The 12,764-nt window shown below is 60.6% G+C and carries 11 protein-coding genes and 1 tRNA gene; 5 read left to right on the forward strand and 7 right to left on the reverse strand.

Annotation, left to right across the window (positions count from 1 at the left end; genetic code table 11):
- The first annotated feature begins 11 nt into the window (after window positions 1-11).
- Window positions 12-332, forward strand: a complete 321-nt coding sequence (gene trxA / locus QPW08_RS07940; RefSeq protein WP_284125193.1) for a thioredoxin — start codon at window positions 12-14, stop codon at window positions 330-332.
- A gap of 20 nt (window positions 333-352) precedes the next feature.
- Here the strand turns inward: trxA and QPW08_RS07945 are convergent, their stop codons facing one another.
- Entirely contained in the window at window positions 353-1,165 is an 813-nt protein-coding gene (locus tag QPW08_RS07945) for an inositol monophosphatase family protein (RefSeq protein ID WP_284125194.1), read from the reverse strand.
- Window positions 1,166-1,175: 10 nt separating this feature from the next.
- On the reverse strand, window positions 1,176-2,402 hold the full coding sequence (gene argJ, locus QPW08_RS07950; protein ID WP_284125195.1) for a bifunctional glutamate N-acetyltransferase/amino-acid acetyltransferase ArgJ: 1,227 nt from the start codon (window positions 2,400-2,402) through the stop codon (window positions 1,176-1,178).
- A gap of 84 nt (window positions 2,403-2,486) precedes the next feature.
- On the opposite strand from argJ, the gene QPW08_RS07955 reads away from it, so the two are divergent.
- Window positions 2,487-2,759, forward strand: a complete 273-nt coding sequence (locus QPW08_RS07955; RefSeq protein ID WP_284125196.1) for a hypothetical protein — start codon at window positions 2,487-2,489, stop codon at window positions 2,757-2,759.
- Window positions 2,760-2,849: 90 nt separating this feature from the next.
- A complete protein-coding gene (gene secA, locus QPW08_RS07960) occupies window positions 2,850-5,603 on the forward strand; it encodes a preprotein translocase subunit SecA (RefSeq protein ID WP_284125197.1) in 2,754 nt (917 codons plus the stop codon).
- A 16-nt stretch (window positions 5,604-5,619) separates the two neighbouring features.
- Here the strand turns inward: secA and QPW08_RS07965 are convergent, their stop codons facing one another.
- On the reverse strand, window positions 5,620-6,225 hold the full coding sequence (locus QPW08_RS07965; protein ID WP_284125198.1) for a GNAT family N-acetyltransferase: 606 nt from the start codon (window positions 6,223-6,225) through the stop codon (window positions 5,620-5,622).
- Between the two features lie 66 nt (window positions 6,226-6,291).
- Between QPW08_RS07965 and QPW08_RS07970 the strand changes: the two genes are divergently transcribed.
- On the forward strand, window positions 6,292-7,029 hold the full coding sequence (locus QPW08_RS07970) for a sulfite exporter TauE/SafE family protein (protein ID WP_284125199.1): 738 nt from the start codon (window positions 6,292-6,294) through the stop codon (window positions 7,027-7,029).
- Between the two features lie 7 nt (window positions 7,030-7,036).
- On the opposite strand, the gene QPW08_RS07975 is transcribed toward QPW08_RS07970, so the two are convergent.
- Both QPW08_RS07975 and QPW08_RS07980 read right to left on the reverse strand, forming a co-directional pair.
- Window positions 7,037-7,111 (reverse strand) — tRNA-Asn (locus QPW08_RS07975).
- 59 nt (window positions 7,112-7,170) lie between these two features.
- Window positions 7,171-7,959, reverse strand: a complete 789-nt coding sequence (locus tag QPW08_RS07980; protein ID WP_284125200.1) for an NAD kinase — start codon at window positions 7,957-7,959, stop codon at window positions 7,171-7,173.
- A gap of 119 nt (window positions 7,960-8,078) precedes the next feature.
- Here QPW08_RS07980 and QPW08_RS07985 point away from each other — a divergent pair, with 119 nt between their 5' ends.
- Window positions 8,079-8,870: an EAL domain-containing protein gene (locus QPW08_RS07985; RefSeq protein WP_284125201.1), complete on the forward strand. Its 792-nt coding sequence runs from the start codon at window positions 8,079-8,081 to the stop codon at window positions 8,868-8,870.
- Here QPW08_RS07985 and mfd read toward each other — a convergent pair.
- Both mfd and QPW08_RS07995 read right to left on the reverse strand, forming a co-directional pair.
- On the reverse strand, window positions 8,855-12,343 hold the full coding sequence (gene mfd, locus QPW08_RS07990) for a transcription-repair coupling factor (protein ID WP_284125202.1): 3,489 nt from the start codon (window positions 12,341-12,343) through the stop codon (window positions 8,855-8,857). The two genes, QPW08_RS07985 and mfd, sit on opposite strands and share 16 nt — an antisense overlap.
- Window positions 12,344-12,461: 118 nt before the next feature.
- Window positions 12,462-12,731, reverse strand: coding sequence for an FAD assembly factor SdhE (locus QPW08_RS07995; protein ID WP_284125203.1), 270 nt, complete (start codon window positions 12,729-12,731; stop codon window positions 12,462-12,464).
- Window positions 12,732-12,764 lie beyond the last annotated feature (33 nt).

The raw sequence follows: 12,764 nt of genomic DNA on the forward strand, positions 1-12,764 counted from the left end.
AGAATGCCACCATGGCTACCGTCAATGTCACCGATGCCAGCTTCAAGGCCGACGTCATCGATTCAGACAAGCCCGTCCTCGTCGATTTCTGGGCCGAATGGTGCGGCCCTTGCAAGATGATCGCACCCGCTTTGGAAGAGATCAGCGCTGAGCTCGCGGACCAGGTCACAATTGCCAAGATGGATATCATGGCCAACACCGACACGCCGAGCCAGCTGGGAGTCCAGGGAATTCCCTATCTTGCGCTTTACAAGGGTGGCGAGAAGATTGCCGAGTTGACCGGCGCACGGCCGAAGAGCCAGCTCAAGGCCTGGCTCGAAGGCGAACTCTGAGAATTGAATTGTCCGGGTGGTCAGCCGCCCGGACGATACCCCGACTGATCGAGCCGGCTGACGAATTCGTCCCACAGGGCGGAATTGGCGGCGGCGATCATCCCTTTGCGATTGCTGTCGACGCGATAGGACGAACCGTCTTGTCGTGCGCATTTGCCGCCGGCCTCGTTGAGGAACAAGCAACCTGCCGCATGGTCCCAGGCAAGGGTCCGCTCGTAGATAGCGATGTCGCGGTCGCCAAAGGTGACTTGCGGATATTCCTCTGCGGCGCAGCCGGGTGCGGTAGCCTTGCCGTAATGAGGTGCGATCTCGGCCTCGAAAAGCTCGCGTTGGTCCGGAGCCATGAAGCGCGTCATTGCTGACAGGAGAGGCGGGTCCTCTCCGCTAGCTGCCGCGCGTACTTTCTCGCCATCCACGGATGCGCCGCCGTCCTTGCGGGCAGTCAGCAGGCGCGGCCTGACAGGATCGTAAATCCAGCTGGCAATGGTTTCACCGCCATCGGCGAGCGCCAGCATGATCGCGAAATGCCCCGAACCTTTCGCAAAGTTCGAAGTCCCGTCAATCGGATCGATGATCCAGCACTGGTCCGACAGGCGATCAAGGACAGACGAATCCGAGTGCGCTGCTTCTTCGCCTACTATCGCGATGCCGGGCTGTAGCTTTTCTAGCGCTTCGCTGAGGAACTCCTCCACCTCCCGATCTACAATGGTTACGAGATCGCCTTTGGCTTTCTCTTCGATTTCGCTCTCCCGCAGGTTCTGCCACCGCGGCAGGATCGAACGTTCCGCTGCAAAGCGCATCAGCGCCAGGATTTCCTCGTCGAGTGCGCTCATTGCTGCTCGCTCATGAGCGGTAATCGGCGTTGATGGCGATGTAGCCATGGGTGAGATCGCAGGTCCAAACGGTCGCGCGACCGGCCCCCATACCCATTTCGATATCGATGGCGATGTCTTGCCCCTCAAGGTGCTTTGCCAAAGGGGTTTCGTCGAAATCGGGAAGGGGCTGCCCTTGTCTGGCTGCCCAATGCCCGCCGAACCCGATCGAAAGCAGGTCGCGGTCCGCCGGTTCACCAGCCTTGCCGACAGCCATGACGACACGCCCCCAGTTGGCATCCTCCCCGGCGATGGCAGTCTTCACGAGCGGGGAGTTGGCTACCGAAAGGCCGATCCGTTGTGCGCTTTCATCGGATACGGCTCCCGTCACGCGAATTTCGATGAACTTGCTCGCCCCTTCACCATCGCGAACCACTAGCTGGGCGAGCTGACGGCAGACGTCTTCGAGCGCTGCGCCAAAGGCATCGGCACCAGGATCATCGAAGGATGCCAGTGGCGGATTGCCGGCCTTGCCAGTCGCGAATACCATCACCGTATCGCTGGTTGAAGTGTCGCCATCCACAGTGATGCACGAGTAGGTGCGGAGCTTTGCTCTTTCGAGCAGCTGTTGCAGGAAAGCGGGCGCGACCGCCGCATCGGTGAAGATGTATCCCAGCATTGTCGCCATGTCCGGCGCGATCATGCCGCTGCCCTTGATGATCCCGCAAAGCTCGACGCGAGTGCCTCCTAACATCGCGGAAGCATGGGCACCCTTGGGGAATGTATCGGTTGTCGAAATCGCCCGCGCTGCGTCCTCCCAATTGCACGGCTCTGCACGGAAAGCGGTGTCGAGGCCGGCATCTGCAACATCGATGGGTAGGGGGACACCGATCACTCCGGTCGAAGACACGAAGACTTCGTCATTCGCACAACCAGCATGGCTTGCGACTTTGGCGATGATCCGTTCCACAGCTTCACGCCCACGATAGCCGGTAAATGCGTTGGAGTTTCCTGCGTTCACTACCTGGGCGCGGGCGCTGCCATGCTTCACTGACTCGCGACCGATTTCCACTTCACTGGAGGCACAGGCGCTCTTTGTGAACACTCCAGCCACAGAGGTGCCTTCTGTAAACTCGATCAGCGTCAGGTCGGCTCGGTCCCACCCCTTGTAGCCGGCGCGCACTGTTCGCAGTGTGACGCCTTCGATCGCTGGCATGTCTGGAAACGGGCGTGCGAGAGGGGATGTCTCAAGGTCCATGCAATGCCCTCTACGGTGCAAGCTCCGCTGGGTAAATCACCAACGTGGCTGGACGACTGCTGGCGAAACCCCTATCTGGGGCTCATGCGTCGCTATATCCTCACCTTGCTTGCGCTCCTGACCGGGCTTGCCGCTGTCGGCACGCCTGCCAGCGCCGCAATGGGTGATCTGCTTGGTTCGCAAGTTCAGGCCGGATCGCAGGACAAGTCCGACGAAAAGCGTGAGGAGTGCCGCTTGCGCAAGGAGCGCGAGCGTAATCCGACGAAGCGTGAAGATACGCGCGATTGCGCGCTCCCCAAGCCGGTGAGAGTTTACCTGCCGACGGTGATGTTCGGCAGCGACCGCGCCTACGAATAGGGCACCTGTCCGACATTCCAGAATGCGACCGCTCCCGCGCGCCTAGCCGGGAGCGATTTTCCTATATCAGTCCCGTCAGGCATAATTCCAATGATCAACAAGTTCATGAAATCGATCTTCGGCTCGTCGAATGATCGCTACGTCAAATCGATCGGCAAGGTCGTCGACCAGGTCAACGCGCTGGAAGAGCAGGTCAAGGCGCTCAGCGACGATGAGCTCAAGGCTCAGACGCAGAAATTCCGCGACCAGCTCGCCGATGGCAAGACCCTCGATGACATCCTCCCCGAAGCCTTCGCTACCGTTCGAGAAGCTTCGATCCGCGTGCTCGGAATGCGGCACTTCGATGTCCAGCTGGTCGGCGGTGTCGTGCTTCACCGTGGCGAAATTTCCGAAATGAAGACAGGCGAAGGCAAGACCCTCGTCGCGACGCTAGCCACCTATCTCAATGCCATCGAGGGCAAGGGCGTGCATGTCGTCACTGTCAACGATTACCTCGCCCGGCGCGACGCTGAATGGATGGGGCAACTCTACAACTGGCTCGGGCTTACGGTTGGAGTGATCGTACCAAACCTTTCCGAGATGGAGCGTCGCGAAGCCTACAATTCCGACATTACCTACGGGACCAACAACGAATTCGGCTTCGACTACTTGCGCGACAATATGAAGCACGAGCGCAGTGCCATGGTGCAGCGACCCTTCAATTTCGCCATCGTTGACGAAGTTGACTCGATCCTGATCGACGAAGCACGCACGCCGCTGATCATCTCTGGCCCGACCGAGGACAAGACCGATCTTTACGTAACTGTCGATGCAGTCGTGAAGCAGATCGACCCGGAGTGGTATGAGGCTGACGAGAAGACCAAGAACATCAATTGGACCGAAGAAGGCAACGAGGCGGTCGAGCAGATGCTCAAGGACGCCGGCCTGCTGGAAACCGACAACCTTTACGATGTCGAAAATACGCAGGTGGTTCACCACCTCGACCAGGCCCTCAAGGCCAACATCATGTTCAAGAAGGACACTGACTACATCGTAAAGGACGACAAGGTCGTCATCATCGATGAGTTCACGGGACGCATGATGGATGGACGGCGCTGGTCGAATGGCCTGCACCAGGCCGTCGAAGCCAAGGAAGGTGTGAAGATCGAGCCTGAAAACCAGACCATGGCTTCGATCACCTTCCAGAACTATTTCCGCATGTATCCCAAGCTCGCCGGCATGACTGGTACCGCTGCGACGGAAGCCTCGGAATTCTGGGACATCTACAAGATGAATGTGGTCGAGATTCCGACCAATGTTCCGGTCCAGCGGATCGACGAAGAAGACGAGTTCTACAAGAACACGCAGGACAAGTTCCAGGCCATCGCCAAGGCGATCGCTGAGAAGAGCCAGATCGGCCAGCCAGTGCTGGTCGGTACGGTCTCGATCGAGAAATCCGAGTTGCTCAGCCAGTTCCTCGACAAGGAGGGCGTCAAACACGCCGTCCTCAACGCCCGCTTCCATGAGAGCGAAGCGCATATCGTAGCCCAGGCGGGCCGATTGGGAGCGGTCACCATCGCTACAAACATGGCCGGCCGCGGGACAGACATCCAGCTCGGCGGTAACGTCGAGTTCCGGATCGAGGACGAGCTCAAGGATCTGGAAGAGGGTCCCAAGCGTGAAGCGGCGATCGATCGCATCAAGGCTGAAGTGAAAGCTGAACGCGAGAAGGTTCTCGAGGCTGGCGGTCTGTTCGTCCTCGGTACTGAACGCCATGAATCCCGCCGCATCGACAACCAGCTGCGCGGGCGCTCGGGCCGTCAGGGCGACCCGGGCCTCAGCCGCTTTTACCTCTGCCTGGAGGACGACTTGCTGCGCATCTTCGGGCCGGACACGCTGTTCGCCCGGATGATGAACTCCAACCTCGAGGATGGTGAGGCGATCGGTTCGAAATGGCTCAGCAAGGCTATCGAGACCGCCCAGAAGAAGGTTGAAGCGCGCAACTACGACATCCGCAAGCAGGTCGTCGAATTCGACGACGTGATGAATGACCAGCGCAAGGTCATCTACGAACAGCGCGCTGAGATCATGGACAGTGAAGCCGTGGACGACGTCGTGATCGACATGCGCCATGACACGGTCAACGGTCTTGTCATGACTGCCTGTCCTCCCGGTTCTTATCCTGAGCAATGGGATATCGAAGGGCTCAAGGAACGGGTCGAAGAAGTCCTCGGCCTGACTCCTCCGATCGAAGCGTGGATGGAAGAGGAAGCGATCGAGCCAGAAGTCTTCGAAGAACGCATTCGCTCCGAGGCGGACGCAATCATGGAAGCCAAGATCGCCGCAACCGACGCCGGTATGTGGAAGCGGGTGGAGAAGGGCATCCTGCTCGACCGGCTCGATCATCACTGGAAGGAACACCTCGCGACGCTCGACGCGCTGCGGCAGGTGGTGTTCCTGCGCGCCTATGCGCAAAAGCAGCCGATCAACGAGTACAAGCAGGAAGCGTTTGGCCTGTTCGAAGGAATGCTGGACAAGCTGCGCGAGGATATCACCAGTATCCTGATCAAGAGCGAGTTCCGCATGGCTGCACCGCCACAGCAGGAGCTGCCGGATTTACCGGATTTCCTCACCGGCCATATCGATCCGTTGACCGGTCTCGACAACTCCAACGATGGTGATGGCTCTGCCAACAGGCCCGAACTGTTTGGAGCACTTGCCGGTTCGTCGCGTGCGGCCTTTGGTCCGGGCGGCGCTGCCACCGTGACCGATAACCCCTATGCGGGGCAGGAGATCAGCCGCAATGCGCCGTGTCCTTGCGGATCAGGAAACAAGTACAAGCATTGCCACGGAGCGGCAGTCTAAAGCGCTGCCTGCTCCGTCAGCGCGGCTGGCGGACCATGGCTTCGAGCGGGGGCGATCCTTCCACGGAATGGATCATTTGCACCCGCTCGAAACCGCATGAGCCATAAAAGCCGCGATTGTCAGGGTTGGAATTCTCGAGATAGGCCGGGACCCTCGCATCGTCGCAGGCGTCAAGCACAGGCTGGATGAGCTTGCGGCCAAGCCCCTTACCCTGTGCGCGCTGTCTCACGCCGATGGTAAAAAGATAGGCGTGGTCATAGCTGGGATGGTGAGATTCCATTGCCTCGACCGTGCGATTGATCCGGCGAAACCCGCCACGGCTGCTGCGCAAGCCCGCGAGCAGGACCGTTGGCATGGCGGCCAGGGGCAAGTCGCTGTTGCCACCCGGCAGCATCCACATCGCCGCGCCTTCGTCGCCGATCCGGTAGCAAAATCCGCGGGGTGCGTAGAGATGCCGGGCTAGACCTTTGAAAGCGGTTCCCATCGCCTTCGTGTTGCCGAACAGCCAGCGGTTGAACGGATCGTTGGTGAAGGCATCTGTGGTAATGTCACCAAGCTGGTCTGCTTCGGGTTGCAGGACCCGGGTAAGCCCGTCGCCGAGCGTTATGTCGTCAGGTGTCATTCCGTCCTCCCGCGCCGCGCGGCTTGTGGGCTAGCACTCGCGCCCCTGCACGTATAGGGACCGTGCATGCCGCTGCTCGCTGCCGCTTTCCTCATCACAGCCATACTGTATGCCAGCGTGGGGTTTGGCGGCGGTTCGACTTACAGCGCCCTGCTGGCGCTTGCCGGCTTCGACTATCGCCTTCTCCCGGTGCTGTCTCTCGTCTGCAATATCGCGGTGGTGGCGGGGAGCTCCGTGCGGTTCGCCCGGGCAGGCGTTACGCCGTGGAAAAGTGCCTTGGCCGTGACGGGCGTGGCTGCGCCCGCAGCCCTGCTGGGCGGTCTTACACCAATCGGAGAAGGGCAGTTCTTCCTGTTGCTGGGGAGTAGCCTGGTGCTGGCAGGCCTGGCGCTGTTTCTGCCGCACAGCTCCGTTGGAGCAGAGCCATCCCGGTTGGCCAAGGCGATGCCCTTGGTCGCGCTGCCACTGGGCTATCTGTCCGGTCTTGTCGGGATCGGCGGGGGTATCTTTCTCGCTCCGCTGCTGCACCTGACGCGCTGGAACGAAGCAAAGAGCATTGCAGCGACAGCGAGTCTCTTCATACTCATCAACTCGCTATTCGGTCTGATCGGTCAGTTGCTCAAGAATGGTCCGGATACGCTGGGATCAGCGGTCACGTTTGGCCTGCCGCTGATGATCGCAGTGGTCATCGGCGGCCAAATCGGGAGCCTGCTGGCGCTGAAAGTGTTCCCGGCCCGGGTCATCCGCTGGATGACGGCTGCGCTCACGATCTGGGTCGGATCGCGGCTCTTGCTGGGGCTTTAGGAAAGAATGGCTCCCCGAGTTGGATTCGAACCAACGACCAAGTGATTAACAGTCACCTACTCTACCGCTGAGCTATCGGGGAGCAGCCCGTTTCCGAGCGAGCCGCGCGTATATGGAAGCCGATTCCGTTTGGCAAGCCCTTCAGGTGACGAATTGTTCGGCGACGATTCTTTCGTCCAGCGAATGCCCCGGATCGAACAGCAGAGTGAACTCCGAAGAGCGATCGATAGCGACGGAAACCTCCGCAACATCGCGATATTCACGCTGGTCGGCAACGGCCGCGACAGGGCGTTTGGCAGGCTCGAGTACGCGAAAGGTAATGTCGCTGTATTCGGGCAGGATCGCTCCTCGCCACCGGCGTGGGCGAAAGGCGCTGATCGGGGTGAGGGCAAGGACCTGCGAATCGAGCGGAAGGATCGGGCCGTTGGCGGACAGATTGTAAGCCGTCGAACCGACCGGTGTTGCAACCAGCACTCCATCGCAGACCAGCTCGGCAATGCGTACCTTGTCACCCACCAAGATTTCGATCTTGGCTGTCTGGCGCGTTTCACGCAGCAACGACACCTCATTGATCGCGAAGGTGGCATGTTGTCTGCCGTCTTGATCGGTCGCCACCATGCGCAGTGGCGCAACCGTTCGAGCAGAGGCACGGTTGATTGCGGCCAGCAAGTCGGCTCGTTTGCGTGGTCTGTTCATCAGGAACCCCACAGTTCCGCGATTGATGCCATAGGCTGGCTTGACATCTCCAGCCTCAAGCATTGCATGCAGGGTCTGGAGCATGAAACCGTCGCCGCCGAGGACGACAACAGCGTCGGCCTCCTCCAATGGCACGAATTGGAAATCTTGCGAAAGCTCTGCAGCCGCTTCCTGCGCGCGCTCGGTATCAGTCGCAAGCAGGGCCAGCGTTTTGATGTGATGATCCTTGGCCAAGCTGCCCCTCCCGGTTGTGCAACCGCGCCCTAACTATGAAGGACCGTGCCATTTGGCAACGCTCGCGGATTGGCACGAGATTTCCTGACCGCTGCCGGTTAGGAAAGGGGGTGTCCGAAATGAACCTCCTCGACCCACAGCTGGCCCGTGTGCTCGATCACTCACCTGATCTTGCCGCCGCGATCGGGCGTGGCGAGATCGAGACTGTGTATCAGCCTCAATATGGCTTGCCGGCCGAACAGGTGATCGGGGCTGAGGCGCTTGCCCGTTGGCAGCACCCTGACCTGGGCGAGATAGGTGCGGGACCTTTGTTCGCCATCGCGGCGGAACAGGGAGCCAGGATTCGCCTGTCGCAACATATTGTCGACAATGCCTTCGCGGAGTTCGCCCGTTGGCCGGGGCAATTCCGCCTGTCCGTCAATGTCCTGCCGGAGGAAGTGGCGGCACCAGACTTTGCACCTGCGTTTCTTGCCCGTGTGAACGCATCGGGCATTGATCCTCGCAGGCTCACGCTTGAGATAACCGAAGAAGTCCTGCTGGGAGAACTCGCACGAGTGGCTGTCTCGCTTGATACGCTGCGCGAAGCCGGCCTCAGGATCGCTCTCGACGATTTCGGTGCAGGATTCTGCAACTTCCGGTATCTCAAGATCCTGCCGCTGGACTATCTCAAGCTCGACCGCTCGATGGTCGACGGCATCGCCGCCGATGCGCGCGACCTTGCCGTGCTGCGCGGTATCATTGCAATGGCCAGCGCCCTGGACCTGCGTGTTATCGCCGAGGGGATCGAGACTGAACGGCAATTGGCGATTGTGACGCAGGAAGGATGCGACACTTTCCAGGGTTTCCTGCGCGCTGCGCCGATGCCAGCGGAGCGGTTTCGGGCCTTGCTTGAGGATCAGCTGGCGGTTTGAGCCTTGCGATACCTGCGCACAACGCCGCTCAGGCCCTTGGTCAGCTGGAACAGGCCATTGAGGCGGCTCTGCGGATCGCCCCAGGCCCGGTTGATGACCAGTTTCATGTCGGGGCGCAGTTTGGCGGTGCCTTTGAGCCTGTCGACATAGGCAATAAGGCCGGGACCGTCGGGGAAATCGTCCTTATGGAAGGTCACCAGCGTACCCTTCGCGCCAACATCGATCTTGGCGATATTTGCAGTGATTGCCTGGTGCTTGATCTCGATCAGTCGGACAAGGTTCGCGGTGGCTTCGGGTAAGGGGCCGAAGCGATCGATCATCTCGGCCGCCAATGCTTCGATCTCGGCCTTATCCTGGGCCTGGTTCAGGCGGCGATAAAGCGCCATGCGAACAGCGAGGTCAGGGATGTACTCCTCCGAAATCATGATCGGCGCGTCGACGGTGATTTGCGGGCTGAGCGGATCGCGATCTTCAAGCAGCCCGGCGTCACCGGCCTTGGCGGCGAGGATCGCTTCCTCCAGCATCGACTGGTAAAGTTCGAACCCGACCTCGCGGATATGGCCCGACTGCTCGTCGCCCAGCAGGTTGCCGGCACCGCGAATGTCGAGATCGTGGCTGGCGAGCTGGAACCCGGCACCCAGCGAATCGAGATCGCCCAGAACCTTGAGCCGCTTCTCCGCGACTTCGCTCAGCTGGGTGTCGGCGGCGTAGGTGAGATAAGCGTAGGCGCGCAGCTTCGAGCGCCCAACACGCCCCCGGAGCTGATATAGCTGCGCGAGGCCGAAAATGTCGGCGCGGTGAATGATAATGGTGTTGGCATTGGGCAGGTCGAGCCCGCTTTCGACGATGGTAGTGGAGAGCAGCACCTCGTACTTGCCCTCGTAGAAGGCGCTCATGCGCTTTTCGATCTCGCCAGCGCCCATCTGGCCATGCGCCGAGATTGCCTTGATCTCTGGCACATTGTCTCGCAGCCATTGTTCCACGCCTTCCATGTCGGAAATGCGAGGCACGACGATGAAGCTCTGCCCACCGCGATGATGTTCGCGCAGCAAGGCCTCGCGCATTACCATGTCGTCCCATTCCATCACGTAGGTCCGGACCGCCAGGCGATCGACCGGCGGTGTCTGGATTGTGGAGAGTTCTCGCAATCCTGTCATCGCCATTTGTAGCGTGCGTGGGATCGGAGTTGCCGTAAGCGTCAGCATGTGAACATCCGCGCGCAATTGCTTGAGCTTCTCCTTGTGGGTCACTCCGAAGCGCTGTTCTTCGTCGACGATGACGAGGCCGAGGTTCTTGAACTCGGTCGATTTGCCCAGGATTGCATGAGTGCCGACGACGATATCCATATCGCCGTTCTTCAGGCCTTCGCGCGTGTCGCTGACTTCCTTGGCCGGGACGAGCCGGCTCAGGCGGCCAACCTTGAGGGGGAAACCGGCAAAACGTTCGGAGAAATTCTCGAAATGCTGGCGCGCCAGGAGGGTCGTAGGAGCTACAACGGCGACTTGCTGCCCGTTCATGGCGGCGACGAAGGCAGCGCGCAGGGCCACCTCGGTCTTGCCGAAGCCGACATCGCCGCAAACGAGCCGGTCCATTGGCTTGCCGCTCTCGAGGTCGCGCAGGACGTCGGCGATGGCCTGGTCCTGGTCGTCGGTTTCTTCCCACGGGAAGCGCTCGACGAACTGGTTGAAGGAGGATTCGTCGGTTGCGAGCACCGGAGCCTTGCGCAGGGCGCGGAGTGCGGCGGTCTTCATCAGCTCGCCGGCAATTTCGCGGATCCGCTCGCGCATGGCGGCGCGGCGTCTTTGCCATGCTTCCCCGCCGAGGCGATCGAGCATCGCTGCATCTTCGGATGAGCCATAGCGACTGAGGACATCGATGTTCTCGACCGGGATGTAGAGCTTGTCACCGCCCTTGTATTCCAGCATCACGCAGTCGTGTTGGCTCTTGCCGACGGCGATGGGCTCAAGACCCAGGTACTTGCCGATCCCATGCTCGACATGGACCACCAGGTCACCGCGGTTCAATGTTTGAAGTTCGGCAAGGAACGCATCGGAATCCTTGCGTTTTTTCTTTCTGCGAACAAGGCGGTCGCCGAGCAGGTCCTGCTCGGTCAGCAACTCCATCTGGTCATTGGCAAAGCCGGTCTCGACCGGCAGGACCAGCGCGACAGGTGTACCTTTGGCGGACAGCCCAATTGCTTCCTGCCAGCTGTCCGCCAACTTGGTTTCGCAACCCGCCTCCGAGAGGATTGATGCGATGCGGCTGCGGCTGCCGGTTGAATAGGCAGCAAGGAGCGGACGCTTGCCCTGGTTTGCCAGTCCTTTGAGATGTTTGGCAGCGACTTCGTAGATGTTGTCACCGCGCCCGCGTTCAGGCGTGAAATCGCGCGCAGAGGCAAACCCGAAGTCGACTACGGTTTCGCTTTCAGGCTCGGCAAAGAGGGTGGTGCGGTGCGCCGGGGCCTGCTCCAGCAGGTCTCGCCATTCGTCTTGGGCCAGGTAGAGCGCCTGCGGATCGAGCGGGCGATAGCCTCCTTTGGCCTGCCCGGTCGCGTTGCTACGGCTTTCGCGATAGTCGGTGATATCCTTGAGACGTTCTTCGACCGCGCTGGTGGCGGCGCCATCGACGACTACCAGGTCATCTGCCCCGAGATGGTCGAACAGCGTCACTAGCCGGTCTTCGAACAGCGGCAGCCAGTGCTCCATCCCGGCAAGACGGCGTCCATCACTCACAGCTTCGTAGAGCGGGTCCTGCGTCGCCGCTGCACCGAACAGCTCGCGGTACCGCCCGCGAAATCGCTTGATGCTGTCTTCGTCGAGCAAGGCTTCACTGGCGGGCAGCAGGAGGTGCGATCCGATGACCTCGGTGCTCATTTGCGTCGAGGGATCGAACAACCGCAGGCTCTCAAGCTCGTCGCCGAAGAAATCGAGCCGCAGTCCCTGCTCCAGACCCGAGGGGAAAATATCGACGATCGAGCCCCGAATGGCGTATTCGCCGCTGTCGACCACTGTGTCGACGCGCGAATAACCTTGACGGCGGAGCAGGGCGGAAAGGCGCTCCATCCCGATCTCGGTTCCGACGGCAAATTCGCGCACGCTCTCGCGGATACGGAACGGTGTCAGGGCTCGTTGCAGTGCAGCGTTGACGGTGGTGACGAGCAATTGCGCGCCGGCCTTGCCCGCTTGCAGGCGATGCAGTGCGGCGAGCCGCTTGGCGCTGACGCTCAGCGCAGGGCTGGCGCGGTCATACGGTAGGCAGTCCCAGGCCGGATACTCGATGACCTCGAGTTCGGGTGCGAAGTATTTGGCTGCCTCGGTGACGGCATGCATGGCTGCTTCGTCTGGGGCGATGAATACCGCTCGACCCTTTGCTGCTCGGGCAAGATCGCTCACCACCAGCGGCTGCGCACCGCGCGCGACCGAAGCGAGGGTAAGCTGCTTGTCGGCTTTCAGGATGCGGGAGAGATCGGGCATCGAAACGGGCTTTCCTGCATACGCAAAAGCCCCCTTCCGAGTTCGGGAGGGGGTGCAACGGATTGAATATGCGGCGGCGATAGCGGGTCCGATGCGACCGCGCTACCCCGACCAAGGTTCAGCGTGGAATATCTACGTAATCGAGCTTGCGCATGGCATCCATCAGCGCACCGGCAAAGCTATCCGGCACCGGTTGTGTGCCGAGCGCCCACGCCATGATGTCGACGTCATCTTCATCGAGCAACGCTTCGAACCATGCCAGCTCGGTTTCGCTCCAGCCTGTGGCATAGCGATCAAAGAACCCGCCGATCATGAAATCGGCCTCGCGTGTGCCGCGATGCCAGCCGCGAAACTTGGCCCGGGCGAGACGGGTGCTGAAGTCGGTCATGCGGGCCGGGTAGGGCACTCGCAATGGGCGTGC

It is taken from the genome of Parerythrobacter aestuarii (assembly GCF_030140925.1).
Classification (GTDB): Bacteria; Pseudomonadota; Alphaproteobacteria; order Sphingomonadales; family Sphingomonadaceae; genus Parerythrobacter; species Parerythrobacter aestuarii.